General features: G+C 58.2%; 20 protein-coding genes. 11 read left to right on the top strand and 9 right to left on the bottom strand.

Annotated features, from left to right (window positions below):
- Positions 1–1371, bottom strand: a complete 1371-nt coding sequence (locus tag BLV67_RS27360; protein ID WP_069787390.1) for a dihydroorotase — start codon at positions 1369–1371, stop codon at positions 1–3.
- A 196-nt stretch (positions 1372–1567) separates the two neighbouring features.
- Here BLV67_RS27360 and BLV67_RS27355 point away from each other — a divergent pair, with 196 nt between their 5' ends.
- From BLV67_RS27355 to BLV67_RS27315, 9 genes are all read left to right on the top strand, one after another.
- A complete protein-coding gene (locus BLV67_RS27355; RefSeq protein WP_069787391.1) occupies positions 1568–3259 on the top strand; it encodes a urocanate hydratase in 1692 nt (563 codons plus the stop codon).
- A 10-nt stretch (positions 3260–3269) separates the two neighbouring features.
- A complete protein-coding gene (locus BLV67_RS27350) occupies positions 3270–4784 on the top strand; it encodes an amidohydrolase family protein (protein WP_069787392.1) in 1515 nt (504 codons plus the stop codon).
- 45 nt (positions 4785–4829) lie between these two features.
- Positions 4830–6356, top strand: a complete 1527-nt coding sequence (hutH, locus tag BLV67_RS27345) for a histidine ammonia-lyase (RefSeq protein ID WP_069787393.1) — start codon at positions 4830–4832, stop codon at positions 6354–6356.
- 100 nt (positions 6357–6456) lie between these two features.
- Positions 6457–7230, top strand: a complete 774-nt coding sequence (locus tag BLV67_RS27340) for an ABC transporter substrate-binding protein (protein ID WP_069787394.1) — start codon at positions 6457–6459, stop codon at positions 7228–7230.
- Positions 7231–7321: 91 nt separating this feature from the next.
- Positions 7322–8011, top strand: a complete 690-nt coding sequence (locus BLV67_RS27335; RefSeq protein ID WP_069787395.1) for an ABC transporter permease — start codon at positions 7322–7324, stop codon at positions 8009–8011.
- Positions 8008–8772, top strand: coding sequence for a histidine ABC transporter permease HisM (gene hisM, locus BLV67_RS27330; RefSeq protein ID WP_069787396.1), 765 nt, complete (start codon positions 8008–8010; stop codon positions 8770–8772). Before BLV67_RS27335 ends, hisM begins: the two co-directional genes overlap by 4 nt.
- On the top strand, positions 8769–9527 hold the full coding sequence (locus BLV67_RS27325) for an ATP-binding cassette domain-containing protein (RefSeq protein WP_069787397.1): 759 nt from the start codon (positions 8769–8771) through the stop codon (positions 9525–9527). The genes hisM and BLV67_RS27325 overlap by 4 nt, the downstream gene beginning before the upstream one ends.
- A gap of 28 nt (positions 9528–9555) precedes the next feature.
- Positions 9556–10755, top strand: coding sequence for a M20 aminoacylase family protein (locus BLV67_RS27320; protein WP_069787398.1), 1200 nt, complete (start codon positions 9556–9558; stop codon positions 10753–10755).
- A 32-nt stretch (positions 10756–10787) separates the two neighbouring features.
- Entirely contained in the window at positions 10788–11180 is a 393-nt protein-coding gene (locus tag BLV67_RS27315) for an ACT domain-containing protein (RefSeq protein WP_069787399.1), read from the top strand.
- A 162-nt stretch (positions 11181–11342) separates the two neighbouring features.
- Here BLV67_RS27315 and BLV67_RS27310 read toward each other — a convergent pair whose 3' ends face one another.
- The 3 genes from BLV67_RS27310 to BLV67_RS27300 form a co-directional block, all read right to left on the bottom strand.
- Positions 11343–12164, bottom strand: coding sequence for a helix-turn-helix transcriptional regulator (locus tag BLV67_RS27310; protein ID WP_069787400.1), 822 nt, complete (start codon positions 12162–12164; stop codon positions 11343–11345).
- Positions 12164–12712, bottom strand: coding sequence for a YbhB/YbcL family Raf kinase inhibitor-like protein (locus BLV67_RS27305; protein WP_069787401.1), 549 nt, complete (start codon positions 12710–12712; stop codon positions 12164–12166). Before BLV67_RS27305 ends, BLV67_RS27310 begins: the two co-directional genes overlap by 1 nt.
- Positions 12713–12848: 136 nt before the next feature.
- Positions 12849–13520 (bottom strand): GntR family transcriptional regulator, encoded by a 672-nt coding sequence (locus BLV67_RS27300; RefSeq protein WP_069787402.1) that lies wholly within the window; start codon positions 13518–13520, stop codon positions 12849–12851.
- A 155-nt stretch (positions 13521–13675) separates the two neighbouring features.
- Here BLV67_RS27300 and BLV67_RS27295 point away from each other — a divergent pair, with 155 nt between their 5' ends.
- Positions 13676–14521 carry a fumarylacetoacetate hydrolase family protein gene (locus BLV67_RS27295; protein ID WP_069787403.1) on the top strand — a complete coding sequence of 282 codons (846 nt, stop codon included), beginning with the start codon at positions 13676–13678 and terminating at the stop codon, positions 14519–14521.
- Between the two features lie 77 nt (positions 14522–14598).
- Here the strand turns inward: BLV67_RS27295 and BLV67_RS27290 are convergent, their stop codons facing one another.
- The 5 genes from BLV67_RS27290 to BLV67_RS27270 all read right to left on the bottom strand — a co-directional run bounded on the left by BLV67_RS27290 (position 14599) and on the right by BLV67_RS27270 (position 20371).
- On the bottom strand, positions 14599–16227 hold the full coding sequence (locus BLV67_RS27290; protein ID WP_069787404.1) for a methyl-accepting chemotaxis protein: 1629 nt from the start codon (positions 16225–16227) through the stop codon (positions 14599–14601).
- A gap of 238 nt (positions 16228–16465) precedes the next feature.
- A complete protein-coding gene (locus BLV67_RS27285; RefSeq protein WP_069787405.1) occupies positions 16466–17197 on the bottom strand; it encodes an SDR family NAD(P)-dependent oxidoreductase in 732 nt (243 codons plus the stop codon).
- Positions 17198–17241: 44 nt separating this feature from the next.
- Positions 17242–18510 (bottom strand): carbohydrate porin, encoded by a 1269-nt coding sequence (locus tag BLV67_RS27280; protein ID WP_069787406.1) that lies wholly within the window; start codon positions 18508–18510, stop codon positions 17242–17244.
- 62 nt (positions 18511–18572) lie between these two features.
- On the bottom strand, positions 18573–19814 hold the full coding sequence (locus BLV67_RS27275; RefSeq protein ID WP_069787407.1) for an MFS transporter: 1242 nt from the start codon (positions 19812–19814) through the stop codon (positions 18573–18575).
- A gap of 23 nt (positions 19815–19837) precedes the next feature.
- Positions 19838–20371, bottom strand: a complete 534-nt coding sequence (locus BLV67_RS27270; protein WP_069787408.1) for a 2,4'-dihydroxyacetophenone dioxygenase family protein — start codon at positions 20369–20371, stop codon at positions 19838–19840.
- A gap of 240 nt (positions 20372–20611) precedes the next feature.
- Between BLV67_RS27270 and BLV67_RS27265 the strand changes: the two genes are divergently transcribed.
- The gene (locus BLV67_RS27265; RefSeq protein WP_069787409.1) at positions 20612–21586 is read left to right on the top strand and encodes a helix-turn-helix domain-containing protein; all 975 of its coding nucleotides are present in this window, start codon (positions 20612–20614) and stop codon (positions 21584–21586) included.
- Positions 21587–21593 lie beyond the last annotated feature (7 nt).

Genomic DNA, 21593 nt, shown 5'->3' with positions numbered 1-21593 from the left:
TCAATACGTACCTGTTGTCAGTGCGCGAGGGCGCAAAAAATGGCCGTAGCCTGGCTCATTGAGAATCCTGCCTTGATCGAATACACACTGGCCACGGCAGTAAGTGGTCTTGACCCGGCCCGTAAAGGGCATGCCTTCGAACGAACTCCACTTCACCGCGCTCAGGCTGGTAGAGGGGTCGTAGCAATATTGCTCGTCGGCCAGCACCATGAAGTCAGCGTCCAGGCCGAGTACGAAGTCTCCTTTGCGGTTATCGAGCAGAAAATGTCTGGCCGGGTTGCGACTCAGCTGTCGAACCACCAGCGAGGGCGACAGGCCGCGCGCCATGGCACCGGTCCAGAACGCGGGCAGCAGCGTCTCCAGGCCCGGTCCGCCTGAAGCGTTACGGAACACGTTGGGACTACCTTTACGCTCCAGCCCCCAACTGACGTGGTCGGAAGACACAAAGGTGCAGCGTTCCTGGGCGATGTGCGCCCAGAGCTTGTCGGATTCGGCTTTGGGTCTGATCGGTGGGTAATGCTTGGTTTTGGCGCCAAAGCGCCGTGTGTGTTCTTCATGGTTGAGCATCAGGTACTGAATGCACGTCTCGATGCTCACGTCGTGCCCGGCCCGGCGATACATTTCGCACAGCTCAAACCCACGGCTGGTCGAGACGTGAACCGGATGGGCGCGTGCGCCGGTTTGTGCACCGATCTCATAAATCAACGCGGTTGCCAGGTCCTCCACCAGCGGTGGATGGGCGCGCAGGAATGCATCCCAGCCGGTATCACCGGCTTCGATCAAGCGGTTGATATTTTTACGCGTCAATTCCTGCATCTGGTTGTGGACACCGCAGACCAGGCCCGACGGCTTGATCAGGGCGAACAGTTCTGCCAGCAGGTCCTCCTCAATGCGCGGAAAGCGGCCCGGCGCTGCTTCAAAGGTCGAAAACTTGAACGCACAGGCGCCGGCCTCGATCAGCCCCGGAATCGCCGCCAGGCCTTGAGTTTCATTGACGGTTGCAAACAATCCGACATCAACGTGGCAAGTGTCTTCGACTTCCTGGGCCTTGCGCAGCAGTTGCTCGGCGCAGGCCACCGGTTCCGGGTCGTCGTAAGGCATGTCCACCATCACGGTGATGCCTCCCGCAGCGGCGGCACGGCTGGCCCATCCCAGTCCTTCCTGGTTGGCCTGGCTTCCCGCGTGGACCTGACCGTCGATGACACCGGGCAAGATCCAGTGCCCGCGTTCATCGCGCGTGGTTTTGGCGGCAGGCGGCTCACCGGTGCCTCGCGCGGCGATGCGCCCCTCACTTATACCGAGCCAGCCATTCTCAAGGGTTTGTTCACTGTCGACGATACGTCCCCGCACCACCAGATCGAAATCACTCATTTGTCATCCTCGTCATCGGGTCAATCAGCAGGCAGTGAGTATCAGCAGGGCGTGTCGAGCCATCCATGCAGCGAATGACAACTTCACTTGCAGTTTTTTGCATGGTTCTTCACGCAGCAGGTTCGAATAATTCGGCCCATACCAGGGAAAGCCTGCCGACAGGCTTTCGCGTTAACCTCAGCAAGAGTGGCCTTAAATGACTCAGCAAAAAGCCAAACCAATCATGGCTGCGCGTGGCGGTACCCTGCGGTGTAAAGGATGGAAGCAGGAAACCATCCTGCGTATGCTGGAAAACAACCTTGAAAACGCTGAGGACGCCTCGCGTCTGACTGTCTATGGCGGCATCGGCAAGGCTGCGCGTAACTGGGAAAGTTATGACGCGATCGTCGAGTCACTCAAAAACCTGGAAAACAATGAAACCCTGGCGATCCAGTCGGGCATGCCGGTTGCGGTCTTCAAAACTCACCGCTTGGCGCCACGGGTGGTCATGGCCAACAGCAACGTCATCAAGGCTGATTGGCCGAAGTTCTATGACCTGAGCGCGCAGAACCTGACGGCGTTTGCCTCCTACACCGCCGGGCCCTGGCAGTACATTGGCAGCCAGGGTGTGATCGAAGGCACGTTTGAAACGCTCGCGCTGGTTGCCGATCGGCATTTCGATGGGAAATTGAAGGGTCGTATTTTCTTCACGGCCGGCCTCGGCGGCATGGGCCGCTCGCAACCCTTGGCAATGAGCATGCATGGCGGTGTGAGTGTCACCGTGGAAGTCCGCCAGCAAAGCATTGTGGACCGCCTGGCTGCTGGGTACGCGGATGTTCAGGCGGCGTCCTTGCAGGATGCGATTGACATGGCTGAGTGCGCCAAGCGGGAAGGGCGCGCACTCTCGATTGTGGTGCAGGGCAATATGGTCGATGCCCTGGAACAGGCGCTCGACTGCGGTTGGAAGCCGGACATTGTGACTGAAATGTGCCCGTGCCATGACCCGTTCGCGCTGATTCCCTGCGGGCTGACGCTGGAGCAGGCCGCGGCGTTGCTGGAGACCGACCGCGACGCCTACATGGCCGCTTCGCGTCAATCAATGATCCGCATAGTACGGGCGATGACGCGCTTGCAGGCAGCCGGTTCGATCGTATTCGAATATGGCACCTTCGTGCGCAAGGAGGCGGTGGACGCGGGGATGTCCAAAGAGGAAGCCTTTGCCTATCCGGGCTGCATCGCTGAATACGTGCGGCCGCTGTTTTTCCTTGGGCGAGGCCCGTTCCGCTGGACCTGTGTGTCCGGCGAGGTCTCAGACCAGAGGCGCCTGGATGATCTGGCGCTGGAGATGTTCAAGGACGACAGCCTCGTCACCCGGTGGATCACCACATCCCGTCATCGCTTGCCTGTGGAAGGCCTGCCGGCACGTATCTGTTTTCTCGGTTTTGGCCAGCGTCGCGCCTTCGGTCTTGCGGTCAATGCGTTGGTGCGCTCGGGTGAGCTGGCGGGGCCGGTGGCATTCTCCAGAGACAACCTGGACACCGGTTCGATCGCCAACCCGGCGTTTGAAACCGAAAACATGCTCGATGGCTCCGACGCGATTTCCGATTGGCCTTACCTGAACGCGCTGCTCAACGTTTCGGCCATGGCAGACCTGGTGGCGATTCAGTCCAACGGCACCATGGGCATCTCAGCCCACACCGGCGTCACGATGATCGCCGACGGCTCGGAGGAGGCTGACCTGCGCCTGGATGCATGCCTGACCACTGACGCCGGGATTGGTGTGGTGCGCCACGCACAAGCCGGTTATCCGATGGCCAAGACCGTGTCCATGGGTGAGGGGCCGTTGACAGACAACGCGATTCAAATACCGCTGTGGTGGTCGCCTCAGGCCACCCAGTACCGCGCGTAAGGAAAGCCTCATGGCCCTTCTGCATTTGATCGAACAGGTCAGCGTCGTCGGCATGGGCGGCTCGACCGCCCAAGTCATGGACGTACTGATCGACGGTGATCGCTTCGTCGGTCTCGCACCCAAAATCGATTTGTCCACGGTCAACCTCGACGAGCGTACCGATGGGCGCGGCAAACTGCTGATACCGGGGCTAATCAACGCCCATCATCACTCTCACGACCGTTTCGACAAAGGACGTTTCTCCGGCATCCCTCTGGAGATCTGGATGGGCTTGTACAATCCACCGTCCTATCGCCGTGGCTGGACGGCGCGTGAGGTGTACCTGCGCACCTTGCTCAACGGCATCGAGATGTTGCGCAATGGCATAACCACAGTGGTCGATGATATTCACTTCGGTGGCCTCTTTGAGCCTGAAGTCGTGCATGCGGCGTTTCAGGCTTATTCCGACCTGGGAATTCGCGCCGACGTCAGCGTGGCGTGGTCCGACAAACCGTTTCAGGAGGGGATTCCTTACCTGGCCGAGCGGCTGCCCGATACACTCAAGGGCACGGTATCGGCCCACGCCGCAGCGCGTGTGCTGGAGCAGTGGCAGGAGCTGGCGCGCAGTTGGAATGGCCGGGTACGCTTTGTTTTCTCGCCCTCCGGCCCGCAACGCTGCAGTGCCGACTTTCTGCAAAAAACCTGGGCGCTCGCCGAACATTACGACCGCCCGGTACTGATCCATTTGCTGGAAACCCGTATACAAGCGCTCACGGCGGCCAAGTTTTATGGCAAACCCATGGCCGCGTACATGGACGACTTGGGACTGTTAACACCCCGCAGCGTGCTCGCACATGGCGTTTGGCTGTCGGCGGCGGAACTCGATCTGATTGCCGAACGAGGCGCCAGCGTGGTGCACAACCCCGCCTGCAATTTGAAGTTGGGCAGTGGTGTGGCGCCGATTGCGCAGATGTTGCGCCGTGAGGTGAACGTCGGCCTGGGTACCGACAACAACAACGGCAACGACTTGAACTCGATGTTTGACGCGATGCGCCTGGCGGCGCTTTCCAACGCGCTGCTCGATCAGGACGAGGTTTGCCCGGTGGGGGCACTGCAGGCGTTCAACATGGCCACGCTCGGCGGCGCCAAGGCCATCGGGCGCGGTGCGCAGACCGGATCCATCGAGGTCGGCAAACAGGCGGATTTCTGCCTGATCGACCTCAAGACCAGTGCCTTTACACCCCTCAATGATGCGTTGACGCAGTTGGTTTTTTGCGAACAGGGCAGCGCTGTGCGTGATGTCTACGTTGGCGGACGCAAGCTGGTGGATCACGGCCGGATCACGCGCATCGATGAAGAGGCGCTGATGCTTGAATTAACGGAGCGAATGCCCACGCTGCAAGGGCGGATTCAAGGTGGCCAGGGCGCGAGCGATACGCTGCGACCCTATCTGGTGGGGGCTTACAACGACTGCCTGGCTGATCCGCAAATGCGAGGTCTGCGCTATTCGATCAACCAATTCGAGCGATCCAGACGCGGCGCCTGACCGGTCTGATCCACTTCAACTCATTTACGAACAGAGAGAAAAACCATGAGCACAGTACAAAAAATCGTTCCCGGTGAAACCCGTATCGCCACCTGGCGTGCGATTTACAACGGTGCGCCGGCGCGCCTGTGCGAGAGCGCCCGGGCCGGTATCGAGGCGGCGGCAAAGATGGTTGATACGCTGGTCGACAGCGGTCGCGCGGTGTACGGCCTGAACACCGGATTCGGCAAGCTGGCGAATGTACGCATCAGTGATGCCGACCTGTGCCAGCTGCAAAAAAACCTGGTGATGTCGCACATGACAGGCTATGGCCCGGCATTGGAGGCCGATGTGGTTCGCCTGGTCATGGCCTTAAAAGTCGCCAGCCTGGGGCGCGGTGCTTCGGGGGCGCAATACGGCACCGTCGCGCTGCTGGAAGACATGCGCGAACGTGGCGTGATCCCGTTTATTCCTGCCCAGGGCTCGGTCGGTGCCAGCGGCGATCTGGCGCCATTGGCGCACATGACGGCGGTGATGATCGGCATGGGCGAGGCTTGGTATGAGGGCGAGTTGCTGTCGGGTGCTGAGGCGTTGGCGCGAGCAGGCCTTACGCCTATTGTGTTGGCGCCAAAGGAAGGCTTGGCACTGATGAATGGCACCCAGGTATCGACGGCACTCGCGCTGACCGGCCTGTTTGCCCTGGAAAACGCATTTATGGCAGCCATTGCAATCGGCACCATGACCACCGAGGCGCTGGCGGGTATTGCCAGTCCGTTCGATCCACGTATTCAGGCGCTGCGTGGCCACCCGGGCCAGATCGCGGTGGGCGCTGCGTTCAAGCGGTTGTTGGATGACAGCCCGATGCGCGCCATTTCACAAGCGTCCGGCAAGGTTCAGGACCCCTACAGCATTCGTTGCCAGCCACAGGTGCTCGGCGCGTGCCTGGACCTGATTCGCAACGCCAGTGTCACCCTGGAGATCGAGAGCAACGCAGCCTCCGACAACCCGCTGATCTTCGTGGAGACCGGTGAAGTCATCTCCGGCGGTAATTTCCATGCTGAACCGGTCGCATTTGCCGCCGACATGTTGGCGATCGCTATTACCGAGATCGGCAACCTGTCCGAGCGTCGTTGCAACCTGCTGCTGGACCCAGGATTTTCCGGGCTACCGCCCATGTTGACGGTCGATGCCGGTTTGCATTCGGGCTACATGACGGCGCACATCTCGGCCGCTGCCATGGCTTCGGAAAATAAACAGCGCGCAACCCCGGCCTCCATCGACACCATCCCTACGGCGGGTAACCAGGAGGACCATGTGTCAATGGCCACCCATGGCGCACGCCGCTTGCTGGAAATGACGTGCACATTGCGCGGGATTCTCGCTATCGAGGCGTTGTGCGCGGCCCAGGGCCTGGACCTGCGCGGCGGCGAGTTGTACAGCGCGCGCCTGGCACCAGCGGTCGAGTGCATTCGCGCCAGCGTGCCGGCGATGAATGTGGACCGACCGATCGCTCCGGACATGGCCAGCGTCGCCGAGTTGATCCGTAATCGTGAACTGGTCAAAGAATGCCCTGATTTGCTCAACCTGTTCTAAGTGCTCCACCCAGCGCTGGTCGGTGCTCGACCGGCGCTGAACAATAACAATCACATCGCTACTCCCTGAAATCTGCCAACTACCACATAGAGAAATAGTCATGAACAAGAATCTCGTTGTAGCTTGCGTAGTGTTGCTCCTGAGTTCAACGTGGGCAAACGCCGAGGAGGTGCTGCGCCTGGGGGTTGACCCGACGTATCCACCCCTTGAATACCGCGACCCGCAAGGCAAAATGATCGGTTTCGATATCGATCTGGGTGACGAAATCTGCAAGCGCATGGCGGTCAAATGTGAGTACGTCCAAAGCAGCTTCGACGGGCTGATCCCAGGGTTGCTTGCACGCAAGTTCGACGGGGTGTTATCGAGCCTGTCCATTACAGAGCAACGCCTGAAGCAGATTGACTTCAGCAGCAAACTTTCCAACCCCTCTACACGCCTGGTGGCGCGCGACGGCTCCGGCATTGCGCCGACAGCGGCGGGGCTCAAGGGCAAGACCGTGGGGTATCAGCAAGGCACTATCCAAGAGTCTTACGCGCGTACCTACTGGAAAGTCCCTGGCATCAAGTTGCAGGCTTATGCGAGCCAGGACCAGGTCTACGCCGACCTGCTCAATGGGCGTATTGACGCTTCGTTGCAGGATGAAGTGCAGGCCACCTATGCCTTTTTACGCACTGATCAGGGTAAAGGCTATGCGTTTGCCGGACCGATCATTGTCGACGAAAAAGTGCTGGGCAGCGGCACCGCAATAGGTGTTCGCAAGGAAGATCAGGCACTCAAGCTGCGCATCGACGCTGCCATCGCCGCCATGCTGGCCGATGGTACCTATCGGAAGATCGCCGCCAAGTATTTCGACTTCGACATCTACGGCGGCTGATGGCGGGTGCTGAGCCGGTCATGACTGTGTATTGCAGTCATGGCCGATATCGTGCGGCTTCTACACGTCCACCTATTGCGAGTGATGCGCCATGCAATGGCTTGAATATTTACCCTTGATTGCCAAAGGTGCCTTGAGCACGGTCGAACTGGCGTTGGTGGCGCTGGTACTGGCCCTGTTTCTGGGGCTGCTGACCGCACTGGCGAAGCTGTCGGGCAAACCCTGGCTGATCCTGCCTGCCCAGTGCTACACCACCGTGATTCGCGGCATTCCGGATCTGGCGTTGATGCTGCTGATTTTCTACACCATCCAGATCGGCGTGAACCAGATCACCGACAAACTCGGACTCGGGCGTTTCGAGATTGATCCCTTTGTGGCCGGTGTCATGACATTGGGTTTTATCTACGGCGCCTATTTCGCCGAAACCTTGCGCGGTGCGTTTCTGGCCATTGACCCGGGCCAGGCCGAAGCTGCCAGCGCCTATGGCCTATCGGCCTGGCAAACCTTCCATAAGGTTGTGTTGCCGCAACTGATCCGGTTTGCGTTGCCCGGCATCAGTAACAATTGGCAGGTGCTGGTCAAGGCGACTGCGCTGGTGTCGATCATAGGTCTGAGCGATCTGGTGATGGCGGCTCAAGAGGCGGGGCGCAGCACCCACAACACGCTGATGTTCATGGTGTTGGCCGGTGCGGTTTATTTTTGTCTTTCGGGGTTTTCCAGCCTGTTGCTGTACTGGCTTAAGCACCGCTCGGCCGGCTGGGTTCGGGAGGCGCAGCTATGATCGATCTCTTCCAGACCTATTGGCAGAGTTTTCTCTGGACCGATGGGCAGCAGTGGAGCGGGGTAGTCGTCACGCTAATGCTGCTGATCGTCGCGACACTCGGTGGGTTTGTGCTGTCGATCCCGCTGGCACTGGGGCGCGTATCCTCTTCGCGTACCTTGAGTGCCCTTATCTGGCTGTACACCTACACGTTCCGCACTACGCCGCTCTACGTACAGCTGTTGATTATCTACAGCGGCTTGTACAGCCTCGCGTTCATCCAGAACACGGCGCTGCTCAACAGTTTTTTTCGCGATGCCTATTGCTGCACGCTGTTTGCGTTCGTGCTCAACGAGTGCGCCTACATGACCGAGATCCTGGTCGGTTCGATTCGTGCCAGCAGTCGTGGGGAAGTCGAGGCGGGCAGGGCCTTCGGCTTGAGCGCGACGGTACTCAACTTCAAAGTGATTCTGCCCAGTGCGTTGCGTCGAGCGCTACCTGCCTACAGCAACGAGGTGATCTTCATGCTCCACGGCACGACACTCGCGTTTACCGCCACGGTGCCGGACATCCTCAAGGTTGCCCGTGACGTCAACGCTGAAACCTATGCGACGTTCACTACCTATGGCCTGGCGTCCTTGCTCTACCTGATGATCTCGTTCTGCATCATCGCCGGCTTCAATCGTGCTGAAAAACGTTGGCTGAGACATCTCAAGCCGCGTATGGCCAAAGCCACCGTTGAGCACTCCATACTCACGATAAAAGAAGGCAGCCTGGTATGAATGCCCTGACCGTTGAAAACATCCACAAATCCTATGGTAATCATAAAGTCTTGCACGGGGTCTCTTTGAGCGCCAAGCGCGGTGAGGTCATCAGCATCATTGGTTCCAGCGGCTCGGGCAAAAGTACGTTTTTGCGCTGTATCAACTTTCTCGAACAGCCGGACTGTGGCCGCGTCAGCCTGGACCATCTGACGATTGACCTGGGCGTCGACAAAACGTTGCGTCCGGAGCGCCGTACCTTGCAGGCGCTGCGCACGCGATTAGCAATGGTGTTTCAGCACTTCAATCTCTGGGCGCATATGACGGTGCTGGAAAATGTCAGCATGGCGCCCGTGCATGCGCTCAACATGAACAAGGAACAGGCGCGTGCCAGCGCTATCAGGTATCTGGATAAAGTCGGGCTCGACGCTCGTTTCCACGATAGCTACCCGGCCCATCTGTCCGGTGGGCAACAGCAACGCGTGGCCATAGCGCGAGCCCTGGCGGTGGAGCCGCAGGTGATGCTGTTTGATGAGCCGACCTCTGCCCTCGACCCGGAGCTGGTCGGTGAGGTGCTGAAGATCATGCAGGATCTCGCGCAGGAGGGGCGCACGATGATTGTCGTTACCCATGAAATGGGTTTCGCGCGTCATGCCTCTACCCAGGTGGTGTTTCTACACGGTGGCAAGATTGAGGAGCAGGGCAGGCCCGAGCAGGTCTTTGACAACCCGCAAAGTGAGCGGTTACGCCAGTTTCTGGCGTTGGACCTCAAGTGACAAACGATCTTTTTCGCGGAGAGTGCCAATGAAAAACGCTGCCTTGATCCAGGTGCCCGAAGCCATTTACGCCCTGAGACGGGATATCCACCGGCATCCGGAATTGGCCTTCGAAGAGCGCCGGACCGCAGACCTGATCGAGAGCCAGCTAGAGTCATGGGGCTTGACGGTTCACCGCGGGCTGGCGGGGACCGGAGTGGTCGGGATTTTGCGCTGTGGTACAGGCGATGCGTCTATCGGCTTGCGCGCCGACATGGACGCGCTGCCTGTGCAGGAGCTTAATCAGTTCGAGCATGCCTCCGTCCATGCCGGAAAAATGCATGCCTGTGGCCATGATGGGCACTGTGCAATGTTGTTGGCGGCGGCGTTCGAGCTTGCGCGTACCCGCCAGTTCGATGGCACGCTGTATTTTATATTTCAGCCCGCTGAGGAATGTGATGCCGGGGCCAGGCGCATGATCGAAGATGGCCTGTTCGAGCTGTTTCCCATGGGTGCGGTGTTTGGCATGCATAATTGGCCCGGTCTGGAGGCCGGACAGTTTGCTGTTCATCCGGGCGCGATGATGGCCTCCGACACGGAGTTTCGAATTCGCGTGTTCGGCAAGGGCGGGCACGCCGCCCTGCCGCATCAGTGCACTGATCCTTTGCAGCCGTTGGTGCATATTGCCCAAGCGTTTCAGAGCATCATCACGCGCAATGTGGACACTCAGGAACCGGCGGTCATATCCGTCACAAACATGCATGCAGGCAGTGATGTCAGTCTCACTGTTATTCCAGATGACGCGTGCCTGGGAGGCACGTTCAGGGCGTTTTCAAGAGAAGCCATGAGTTTGATTGAAATGCGCATGACGGAAATTGCCAACAACATTGCCGATGCTTTCGGTTGCCGCGTTGAAACCTCGTTTAAATCGGACTACCCACCACTGATCAATCATCCACGCGAAACAAACATCTGTATCGAGCTTCTACGCAAATTGGTCGGTGAAGAGCAAGTCCTCACCAATGGCAAGCCCACCATGGCCGCCGAAGACTTCGCCCACATGCTCGAACATAAACCGGGTTGCTATGTATTTATCGGCAACGGTGAGGGCGGGCATCGCAACGTCGGCCATGGTCCCGGGCCGTGTGTGCTGCACAATGCGAGCTTTGATTTCAACGACGATATTCTGCCGATCGGCGCGACCTATTGGGTTCGTCTGGCAGAGGCCTGTCTGCCATTACCCACTTGAAATAGCGTTAACCTTATCTAACTGGAGATTTTATGAAACTGGTCAAAAGCATCCGCCTTAAAGTCCTACCCGAACGCTACTCAATTTCCAGGTTGGACAGTAAAGCCCCGATCCCGACCTGGGCCGATGGTGACGGGTTTGTAAACATTGCCCGCTCTGCCGATGAACTGTCGATTGTCTGCCATCAGAGCCGAGTGCCTGAAGGTGTCAAAATCGACCGGGACTGGAATTGTGTGCAATTTGTCGGCCCTTTCGCCTTCGACGAAACCGGTATCGTGCTGTCAGTGGTGCGCCCTCTCAGTGAAGCCGGTTTTGGGGTTTTTGTGGTGTCGACATTCGACGGCGACTTCCTGCTGCTCAAGGCTGATCAGTTTGCCGAAGGGCTTGCTGTGCTCCGCGTGGCGGGGCATCAGATTCTGGACTGATGCAGGGCCATTCGCTTTGGCGCCTGTCACGAAACGAGGCCTGTAGGTGCGATTTGGCAACGCTCTCGTTGTGGGTCGCCGCCACTGGCATTCTGAGTTCGGCGTGCTGTGCGGGCTCAAGCCTGCTATCGCGCCGACCTGTTGAATTGGTGGTCTGCAACATCAGCGTCGATGCCCTCTGACCGCAGTGGGTGGGAAACCGAACCTGTCTCGAAAACGCACGGCAAATTGCGACGGCGTCTGGTAGCCGACGCAAAGCGCTATCTGCATGACAGTCTGCGCAGATGATTGCAGCAGTTGCAGGGCAAGGGTCATGCGCGCATCGATCAATAAGCGACTGAACGTGGTGCCTTCTTCCGCCAGCCTGCGCCGCAGCGTAGCCTCGCTAAGCGCAAAAGTGGAGGCGACGTCCGGCACACTCCAATCGTTTGCCAGGTCGCTGGCGATCAGTCGCCGCACTTTGATCGCCATCGTCGGCAGGCGCGGCGGTTCGAACCGCCCACCCGTCACACCAACCCAGGTCAGCAATTCCTGTACGCGATGCCGAGCGACAGGGTCTGGCAGCGTGCTGTCTATTACCGCTTCAATGGCGCGCTTGAACGACTCGGCAAAATGCCCACCTTCACCTGTGATCGGTTGAGCGTATCGAATGGCCGCCAGGTGGGTATTGGCTTCAGCGTTCGATTGGATCAACGCTTCGTCCCACACCAGCCAGTGGGCCTGGTAACTGCCGTCCTGGGCCAGCCGGTTGATGATATCCATGGGTTGCCCACCCGCCACGGCAATCGCCTCGCCTGGGCTGATCAGGTATTCACCCCCTGACCAGCGCACGATTTTCGAACCCCGCTCAACATAGATCAAGACAGGGCTCTCGATATACAAACGCTTGAACTCCAGGTTTCCATGCTGAAGAACGATGCCCGTGGTCCCAACCCCAGGCCGCTGGGTGATGCGCAAAGCGTCGTAAGCGTTCGCGAATGACATCAGCGGCCGCCCTGTACCGTCAGCGTGGCTTTGGCAAGCGAACCGGCAGGCACCATGAAGCCAAGCATCGCCGGTGTCGCCGTCGGTGGGAGCGTCAAGGTGGCGGCTTTCATGGCATAGACGCTGATCACGTAGTGGTGGGTTTGCCCTTCGGGAGGGCAGGCACCCAGATAGCCAGGCATACCACTGTCACCGCGTACCTGCAGCGTACCGGCGGGTAATGTGCCACCGACGCTACCCGCGCCTTCCTTGAGTTCGTTGACTGTCGCAGGCACGTTAGCCAGCACCCAATGCCACCAGCCCGAGCCCGTCGGTGCGTCTGGATCGTACAGGGTCACCACGAAGCTCTGGGTGTCCGGCGGGGCACCACTCCAGGAAATTTCAGGGGAGAGGTTCTTGCCGGTGCAGCCGAACACATTGGCAAATTGACGCTGTTGAAAATGTCCGTCCTGGACACTGCTGCTTTGCACCGTGAACGACTGGGCTTGTGCAGTGGTTGCGATGAGTGAAAGGGCAAAAAGGCCCGCGGCGACATATGAGTTTTTCATACCGACTCCTCTTGGTTTGGAGTGGCTAGTCTGGCGTGTCTGGTCGGACAAGACCGTTTGCCAGCGCTCGATTTTCGTCGCAATCCAGTCAATATGCCAGGATCGTATGAGGCTTCAAGAGCGGTCGAGAGCGTCATCAAACAGGCTCTGCAAACTGTGCAAGCGTTTGCAGGCCGTTAACCAGCATGACCGAGGTGGTCTGGATATGCTGCTGCAACAGCTCACTGGCTTGGGTTGTATCCCTGGCCATGGCTGCGTCAAACAGTGCTTGATGTTCGCCATCAATGTCCCGCTGCGTGGCGGTCATGGCTATAGACATCGCGCGATAGCGAGCGGTTTGCTCGAACAACATCGAGCGAATGCGCAATAGCCAGGTGTTGGGACAGGCACTGACCAACGCCTCATGGAAAGCATGATGAGCGCCCGTCCATTCATCCGTATCATGTTGATCAACTCGTATGAGGCGGTGATGCGCGACGATCAGGTTTGCTTCCCATTCAAGAGTGCCGCTATCCAGGGCGTGCCTAAGGCAGCTTGATTCTATCTCCATGCGGGCGAGTGTGAGGTGGTTGAGGTCTGCCAGCGAAACGGCAGAAATGCGAAAGCCTTTCTGGGGCTCGGCAATCACCAACCCCTCGGAGACCATACGCGACAACGCCTCTCTCACCGCTCCCGTACTGGCCTCATAACGTTCGGCCACGACTTTTACGTTGACGCGGTCTCCTGGGCGCAAAATACAGGATAGAACATCACGGCGCAGGCGTTCGTAGGTCGCTTGCGTGAGGCTCTTGGCGGGCTGAACTTTCATGGCAGGCGAATCTCTAAAAATATATTTTATTGATAAAAATATATTTTAGTCTTTATGATGGATTTATTCAAATCGGCGGGTTCGCTTCGCCAGCGTGGGCATTGCCTTCGCGTTTGAGGATGGATTTTCTCCACAGACAGACAATCGAGGTACACATGAAACTGTGTCGTTTTGGCCCGCGCGGTGAAGAGCGCCCGGGCGTCATAGATGCCAACGGACGCGTGCGCGATCTCTCCGCGCATGTCGGCGATATCACGGCCGCGGTGCTGGCACCGTCATCGCTGGCGCAGTTGTCGATGCTGGATATCGCCAGTTTGCCCTTGGTCGAACGCGGGGTTCGTTATGGAGTACCCGTGGCGCAGGTGCGCAAATTCATCGCCATCGGGCTCAATTACCGCGACCACGCCGAAGAGGCGCAAATGGCGATTCCGAGCGAGCCGATCATTTTTCATAAGGCCATCAGTTGCCTGAACGGCCCGGATGATGAAATCCAGCAGCCGCGTGGCGCTACCCAACTGGATTGGGAGCTGGAGCTGGGCGTAGTGATCGGCAGTGAAGCCCGTTATGTGTCCGAAGCGGATGCCTTGAACTACGTTGCAGGTTACTGCGTCGTCAACGACGTATCGGAGCGGGCATTCCAAATGCAAAGTTCACAATGGGACAAAGGCAAGGGGTGTGACACCTTCGGCCCGGTTGGGCCTTGGCTGGTGACCCGCGACGAAGTCCCCGACCCGCAAAACCTGGATATGTGGCTGGAGATCAACGGTGAGCGACGTCAGACCGGGAATTCGAAAACCATGATTTTTACCGTGTCTCAAATCGTGGCGTACTGCAGCCGCTACATGACATTGCAGCCGGGCGATCTGATCTGTACGGGCACGCCACCGGGTGTAGGAATGGGCATGAAGCCGCTGCCGCAGTGGCTGTCACCGGGTGATGAAATCCACCTGTGGATTGATGGGCTTGGCGAGCAGCGGCAAAGGGTTGTATCGGCCGTTTAAACCCGACAATCATTGACGCGCTGCGAGCGTCCCGTCGATGCCGCAGCGCACGTCGATGGGACTCCTCATCTGGGTGTCTAGAGCTTGAACTGCTTGGTTAGATGGCTGAGATCGTTGGCCAGCTTCGTCAGTTCAGCGGTGGCAATTGCCGTCTGACTTGATCCTTCCGATGCTTCGCTGGACAAATCCCGAATACTGACGAGGTTGCGATCCACTTCGCGCGCGACTTGGGCCTGTTCCTCTGCCGCCGTGGCTATCATCAGGTTTCGCTCGTTGATTTGGCTCAAAGAGTCGGTAATTTCGCCGAGCACCTTACCTGCGCTATTGGCCATTTCGAGTGTCTGCCTGGCTTGGAGGCTTGTTTGACTCATCGATGTCACCGCGTTGCCTGTGCCTGCCTGGATTGAATCGACCATGTGCTCAATTTCCTGTGTGGATTTTTGAGTGCGATGGGCCAAGGCTCTGACTTCATCAGCGACGACCGCAAAGCCACGACCGGCTTCGCCGGCACGCGCCGCTTCAATGGCCGCATTCAAGGCCAATAAATTGGTCTGCTCTGCAATCCCTCGGATGACATCCAGCACCTTGCTGATATCGGTTGCCATGGTTGCCAAGGCTTGTACTTCAACTGAGGTGCTTTGGACGTTGGAGACCATGAGGTTGATGGCCGCGACTGTTTCGTTAACCTGGTTACGACCTGCGATAGCGGCTGAGCTCGATTGTGAGGTCAGCTCGGAGGTGGACGCGGCATTGCCTGCGACTTCTTCCACGGCTGCGCTCATTTCAGTCACTGCGGTGGCTGCCATTTCAATTTCATGATTTTGACGTTGAATGGTGCGCGAAGCACCTTCCATCACGGCATGCATTTCTTCCGCGGTCGCGGCCAACTGAGTGGAGGAATCCCCTATCAGCGCCAGGGCATCACGTAAGTTTGACTGCATTGCGGCGATTGCTAGTACCAGTTGTGCCGCCTCGTCGGAGCCTGTTGCATCGACATCTTGGCTCAGATCATTCGCAGCGATACGGCGAGCGATCACTAATGATTCCTTAATCGGTACCGTCAGACTTCGGGTGTAAAGCCAAGCCAGCAGTAACGAAGCAGCCACTGAAACAATCAAGAAAACGCCTACCATTATTCGGGTTTGCTGATAAATTTCATCCGCGTCCCGTCCCGCTTTTTTGGCTTTGTCTTCGTTAACGCTGATGAGATTGTTCAGTGATGCTTCTACACGGTCGGCGGCTTCTTTCATCAGCCCATTTGAGATAGACACTGCGTTTTCCAGTTGCTGCGCGGCCACGGCGGCAAGATACTGGTCCTGTGCTTTTGAATAGTCACTTTTGGTTTCACGCAGGCGTTCAAACGCTTCGCGACCTTGAGGCGTGACAATAAATAATGTCAAAGACTGCAAGTATTGATCGATGACTTGCCGCGATTGTTGGATGTCGCTGAGCGCCTTGATTTTGCGCTCCTGAGGCTCGATAGGGTTGCGCACCCGAGCATTGTTGCCTCTGATGCCTACGAACTCCCGGTCTAGTTGGCCCAGCAGTTTTACGCTGGGCAAGACGTTGGTCTCAACGTACTTTTCGGCGGTCTTCAATAACTCGGCTTGCCTTAAGGCGAGTAAGCCCATCGCGATGATTATCAGGCAGAAGAAGCCGAAACACAGAGCAGAGCGGGGCGCGAGGTGCAGTTTTCGCAGGAGCATACGATGTCCTTAAGTTGAGGGTGTCCATCCGTGAAGTTGGTATCGACAATAAATAGGAATACTTGAGCCTTGCGGTATATTAAAAGTCTACCGTTCAGTTGGTTGATGATATCGGTAGGGGGCGGGACGTACGACGTTGTTGAAAACTGAAGTTCGGGAGTGAACGGTCGTGTCTAGTCTTTAGCGCACCGAATTAACGCGCCTGATTAAGCAGGCGCGTTTTGACTGGCCATAAGCTTCAGATCGCCGTGGTGAGATAGCCCCCATCTACGGGCAGAATCACGCCATTCACAAACGACGCCGCATCCGATGCTAAAAACGCAATCACCTTGGCGACCTCTTCGGCACTGCCAAATCGCTTCATAGGGGTGCGTGACATTAGACGGTCAATCCTCGGTTGATCATCAATTTTTGCCAGTAATGGTGTGGTAATCCACCCCGGTGCCACGGCATTAACGCGAATGCGATCGGGGGCGTACGCCTCGGCCAGCGATTTGGTGATCTGTACGATGGCCCCCTTGGCAGCTGAGTAGGCCACGAGTTTGCCACCGCCGAAATAGGAGAACATCGACGCAATGTTGATGATCGAACCACCTTGCCTGGCCAGCAGGGGGTGCGCCAGATTGATCAGACGGTAGACGGCGTTGAGTTGCACCGACAGCACCTGGTTGAAGGCCTCCCACTCCATCTCCTTTTCGCCCAGCGTGCCACCCGCAGCCGGTACCAGAATATCCAGGCGGTCCAGGCTCCGGATCACACCTTTGAGCGCATCATCGTCGGTGACGTTAACCTCACGAAGATCGAGTTCAACCCCTTCGGCGACGACCGTCGCGTCGGCGCCCAAACCGATATCCACCACCCTGGCGCCATGCCTGGCCAGATACTCGGCGGTCGCCTGGCCAATCCCGGACGTCCCGCCGCTGACGAGCGCGACCTTGCCTTCAAACAGCCTGCTGCTGAACATAGTCATCGTTACCTCATGAACTGAGTAAAAGTGTTATTCAAACCGCATGCTCACAGGCCCAGTACCGAGCCGACATCCAGCGTTACTTGCAGACCAACCACAAACCCGTTGTTGCTCAATTGCGTCGCACCCGGGTTGTAGAAGTTGTCCGGGTTGATGATGTATTGGATGCTCGGTTCGATGGACAGGTTGCGGGTCAGGGCGAAATGGCCGTTGGCTTCCACCGCATACACATTGCGCTCGCCCAATTCAGGATCGCCACCGGCCGCAGTGCGCAGGCGTTGCTGAAACTGCAACTGATGGGTGTTGACTTGCAGGTAGCTGGTCTTGAGATTGAGCTTGTCCTGCGCTCGATCGAAGGGGGCCAGGTAGGTCAGACCGGCTTCGGCGAAATGACTGAAAGGTTGTTTATTATCGGCTGCTGCTGACAGTGAACCGAACAGCTGCAGACCTTGTTGCCCGCCGCGCCACAGTGTCTGGCGTAACTTGAAAAAGCCGCCCGCGGTGCCGTGGTCACTGGCGCCCGTCAGCGGGTCGACCTGCCTGGAAGAGTTGAAGTACGCATTCAATTCGTACTGGGTAGTGTCATCGCCGGGCTTGCTGCCCAGACCCACCAGAAAGCTGGTGCCACTCGCGTCGTCGGTGCTGAAATCCAAGCCTTTGCGCTTTTTCAGGTAATCCACCGGGTTGGATTCGAATGCACCGGCGTGCACGTAAACGCTTGGGCTCACCTGATACTTGAGGTAGCCACCCCAGGCACCGAAGGGCGGTGGCAGCATGCCGCTTGATGCGTCCAGGATCGGGTCGGTGCAGGTGACCGCCGTTTCGCAGTTATAGATGTAGAAGTAGCGCCGGCCGTTGGTCCGGCCGATGTGCATATCAAGCTGGCCATCGAGCGATTTCTGTTCGTAGGTCAACAGGCTTAGCTGGTTGCTGGCGATGTCGTTGTGCAGCGGCGCGCCTGCGAAATAGCTGCCGGCAGCACCTTGCCATTTGTTTGCGGTAGGCTGGCCGGTGCCGTTATCGAGGATAAAGACGGTTTGTTCGACATGCAGGGCGGCGCCGTCCAGGCCACCGAGCGTGGCGAGGTTAACGTCGGCACCGATATAGAGGTCGCCACTGTTACCGAAACTGTAGGGGCGCGGGCCGGTGTCGAGGTTTTTCATCGACAGGCTGGTGAATTGCACATGGGGCTGGATGCCGTAGCCGGCCAATTGCTCGCCCAGGCCGGCCAGTGGACCTTCACGGTCTTGTGCCCAAGCTGGGGAGTAAGTAAACACCAGGAACAAAAACGCGCACAAACGAAGAGTAGGGTGCATGGTCTTGGGACTCATTTTATTGTTGTTGTGATGAGTAAATGGAGCAGCGTGGTGATCCCGGATCACGCACGCTGTGTGCAGGCTTGCATTGATCGGCGTTGCAGCACGCCAGGCGCAGTTTCCTTGAGCAGCAGGGACAGCCCTGCAGCCAGCAAGGCGCCGCCGCAGGAGATCCACATCACAATCGACAACCCGAACTGATCGGCGGCGAACCCGGCAATGGTCGGCGCCACGAACCCTCCCACCAGTTCGCCAACGCCCATGATCATGCCCAGCGCCGTAGCCATGACTTCACGCGGGACGGTTTCAGCCGGAATGGTGGACATGAACAGCGTGAAGCAGCCAAGCCCGGTGAAGGTGAGCACCATCAGCACGCCGAGTATCATCGGCGAAGGCGCGAATAGCAGGGCTATCGGGCAGCAGGCAGCAACCAGCGAGAACAGCACCAGCGTCGGACGACGGCCGATACGGTCGGAAATGCTGGGCACCACAAACCCCCATACGACCCAGGCGGCGCCCAGGCAACTCATGATCGTGCCCATGCTCGGCGCGCTGTAACCGCGGACGCTGACCAGAAATGTCGGGGTAAAGGAGATCAGGATCACGAACCAGGTCAGAAACACGCAACTGATCAAGGTGCACAGCACGATGTTGCGGCTCTTGAGCAATGCCAGCCGGTGCCCGGTGGGTTTGGCATTAGTTGCCGGAGCCTGGCGGGGTTCATCCTGACGCACATAGCGCCAGATGAACCAGGCAATCAGCAGCCCGGGCAGCAGCGATACAATGAACGCATGCCGCCAGCCATAGGCTTCGGCCAGGGCGATCAACACCGGCGGGCCGATCACCGCGCCCAACAGACCCGCTGCCGAGCCTTGCAGCAAGCCCATGTTCAGGCCCCGGCGATGCGGCGATGACGCCTCCACCATCATCGATTGGGACAACGGCAGGATCGGCCCCTCGGCCAACCCCATGATGCCGCGAAACAGCAACAGACTGAGAAATCCCGAGACCAGCCCCGAGAGGGCCGAGCACAGGGAAAACAGAATAACCGCCGCAATCAGCAGCGGTTTACGCACCCCTCGGCGATCTGACCACGCACCGACCAATGTGCCCGAAATGGCCCAAGCCAATGCGAGCACCGAAGACAACATGCCGAGGTGGCTGTTACTCAGTTGCAGGTCTTTAGCCATGAACGGAAACAGGAAGGACAGCGCCAGGCGGTCGAAAAACACAAAACCGAACGTCAGGAACAACACGCAGAGCAGGGTATTTTCATAACTGGCTTTATTATTGTTGTGAGCCATGGTGGTTCTCCGTAGCACGGGGTTTAACGGAATAGACGGTCCACTGCATCAGCCCCCAGGCCGACTTTTTCGTAATGTTCACGGCACAGGGCAATGTAGGAGTGCACGTCGAAGTAGCCGGTGGACTCGCCTTGATCGTCGAGCCAGATCAGCGGCCCCTTGACGATGAAAAACACGCGCATGGGTTCCTCGTGCTCATAGGCCACCAGGGTGTGACCTTCGCCGGGCGTCTCATAGACGAAGTCGCCGGCTGTGGCGGTCCACTCATGTTCCAGGTAGCCCCACTTGCCCGACAGCGTGTAGGCGAACACTTCATGGGGGTGGTAGTGGCGATTGACCAGGCCTGCACGGCTGGACATCAGAATGTCGCACCAGCGGTTTTCGCTGGGGGAGATCCACAGTGGACGCGAAGAAACGGTCTCGGTGAAGGGCACGTACAGCCGCAGATCATCACTGGCGGCATTCGGCAGGTAAACCTCAGGCTTGGCGTCGGGCTTGAAGCAGTTCGCGATAGGCTGCAGGTCTTTCCAAAATTCGTTACCGGCTAATTCGGGCATGTTGGGCCTCTGATTGTTGGAATACAGGGCCCACTTTAGGAGGAAAAACACGCGGCGATTTGATCGAAACCGACGTGATTGTTGTCCGTATCGGACGGATGTTTTCAGTTCATCGGTCGTCGTGGTTTTGTATCGGCTATTGATTGACAGGGCGCCTGGCTCGGCGGTTAATGGGGCTCTGCGGGCCTGTAATCCGCCTTGCGCGGGGCCGAGCGGTCAATAAAAACGAGAATAATAAAAATGCCTCGATCCGCCCCCTTGCTCGATACTCAGCGTGCCAGTACCGACGACCTTCCTCAGGATCAGCGCGTGGCATTCTGGGAGCAGTACAACGCCTCGACACTGGTCGGCCTGAAGTGCTCTTCCTTCAGCGAAACCGGATTCAGCGCGCGGGAGGACAACCTGAGCCTGGACCGTCTGCGGGTGGCGCATATTGTCGGTAACCAACACGTCATCGAGCGTGACGGCTCAATGGTTCGCACGGTGCCCAAGGAGTCGGTCTTCGTATCGCTGGTCATGGGCAGCGCGTCGTTTTTCTTTCAGAACGGCAACTGTCACTTGCTGGAGCCGGGCGAGATGATGGTGTATCGCACCGACAAACCTTACTTGTTTGGTTTCTCTGGCTCGATGCACAAGTTTATCTTTGATATCCCTCAAGACGTGTTTGCCTCCCATTGTCTGCGCCGCTTTGACAATGCAGTGAAGATCAGCGCACACACCGGCACCCAGCGGTTACTGTTGCGCACGTTGAGTGAACGCACGGGCGGCTTTTTCGAGCGGCCGCTCAGCCAAGGGGCCGACAGCTATCAAGAGGATGCCCTCGACCTGTTGGGCACTATCATCGCCGGCCAGATGGGTAATCGCCGAATCAACGCCCTCAGTGCGTCCTACCTGTTGGCCGCCAAGCAGTGCATTCTTGAACAACTGGCCGACCCTGCTTTGAGCTGCGAGCGGGTGGCGCTTCAAACCGGGGTTTCCACCCGACACCTGGCCAGGCTATTTGCCTTGGAAGACACACAACCCCATCGGTTTATTCTGGAAAAACGCTTGCAGGGCGCGTTCCGTCTGCTAAGCCAGCCGCAGGGTTGGGGGCTGGATATTGCCGAAGTTGCCTACCGCCACGGGTTCACCAGCCAGGCGCATTTCGCCAGGGCCTTCAGGTCGCACTATGGGCGCACACCCAGCGACGTGCGCGCATCGGCGCAAGGTCTGTAGCTCGGGC

The sequence above is a fragment of the Pseudomonas salomonii genome (assembly GCF_900107155.1).
Taxonomy (GTDB): Bacteria; Pseudomonadota; Gammaproteobacteria; order Pseudomonadales; family Pseudomonadaceae; genus Aquipseudomonas; species Aquipseudomonas salomonii.
This window is presented reverse-complemented; position numbering and strand designations above follow the sequence as displayed.

Coding starts and splice junctions, on each gene's coding strand:
- BLV67_RS27360 (WP_069787390.1), bottom strand. CDS start 1,371: ATGAGTGATTTCGATCTGGTGGTGCGGGGACGTATCGTCGACAGTGAA.
- BLV67_RS27355 (WP_069787391.1), top strand. CDS start 1,568: ATGACTCAGCAAAAAGCCAAACCAATCATGGCTGCGCGTGGCGGTACC.
- BLV67_RS27350 (WP_069787392.1), top strand. CDS start 3,270: ATGGCCCTTCTGCATTTGATCGAACAGGTCAGCGTCGTCGGCATGGGC.
- hutH (WP_069787393.1), top strand. CDS start 4,830: ATGAGCACAGTACAAAAAATCGTTCCCGGTGAAACCCGTATCGCCACC.
- BLV67_RS27340 (WP_069787394.1), top strand. CDS start 6,457: ATGAACAAGAATCTCGTTGTAGCTTGCGTAGTGTTGCTCCTGAGTTCA.
- BLV67_RS27335 (WP_069787395.1), top strand. CDS start 7,322: ATGCAATGGCTTGAATATTTACCCTTGATTGCCAAAGGTGCCTTGAGC.
- hisM (WP_069787396.1), top strand. CDS start 8,008: ATGATCGATCTCTTCCAGACCTATTGGCAGAGTTTTCTCTGGACCGAT.
- BLV67_RS27325 (WP_069787397.1), top strand. CDS start 8,769: ATGAATGCCCTGACCGTTGAAAACATCCACAAATCCTATGGTAATCAT.
- BLV67_RS27320 (WP_069787398.1), top strand. CDS start 9,556: ATGAAAAACGCTGCCTTGATCCAGGTGCCCGAAGCCATTTACGCCCTG.
- BLV67_RS27315 (WP_069787399.1), top strand. CDS start 10,788: ATGAAACTGGTCAAAAGCATCCGCCTTAAAGTCCTACCCGAACGCTAC.
- BLV67_RS27310 (WP_069787400.1), bottom strand. CDS start 12,164: ATGTCATTCGCGAACGCTTACGACGCTTTGCGCATCACCCAGCGGCCT.
- BLV67_RS27305 (WP_069787401.1), bottom strand. CDS start 12,712: ATGAAAAACTCATATGTCGCCGCGGGCCTTTTTGCCCTTTCACTCATC.
- BLV67_RS27300 (WP_069787402.1), bottom strand. CDS start 13,520: ATGAAAGTTCAGCCCGCCAAGAGCCTCACGCAAGCGACCTACGAACGC.
- BLV67_RS27295 (WP_069787403.1), top strand. CDS start 13,676: ATGAAACTGTGTCGTTTTGGCCCGCGCGGTGAAGAGCGCCCGGGCGTC.
- BLV67_RS27290 (WP_069787404.1), bottom strand. CDS start 16,227: ATGCTCCTGCGAAAACTGCACCTCGCGCCCCGCTCTGCTCTGTGTTTC.
- BLV67_RS27285 (WP_069787405.1), bottom strand. CDS start 17,197: ATGACTATGTTCAGCAGCAGGCTGTTTGAAGGCAAGGTCGCGCTCGTC.
- BLV67_RS27280 (WP_069787406.1), bottom strand. CDS start 18,510: ATGCACCCTACTCTTCGTTTGTGCGCGTTTTTGTTCCTGGTGTTTACT.
- BLV67_RS27275 (WP_069787407.1), bottom strand. CDS start 19,814: ATGGCTCACAACAATAATAAAGCCAGTTATGAAAATACCCTGCTCTGC.
- BLV67_RS27270 (WP_069787408.1), bottom strand. CDS start 20,371: ATGCCCGAATTAGCCGGTAACGAATTTTGGAAAGACCTGCAGCCTATC.
- BLV67_RS27265 (WP_069787409.1), top strand. CDS start 20,612: ATGCCTCGATCCGCCCCCTTGCTCGATACTCAGCGTGCCAGTACCGAC.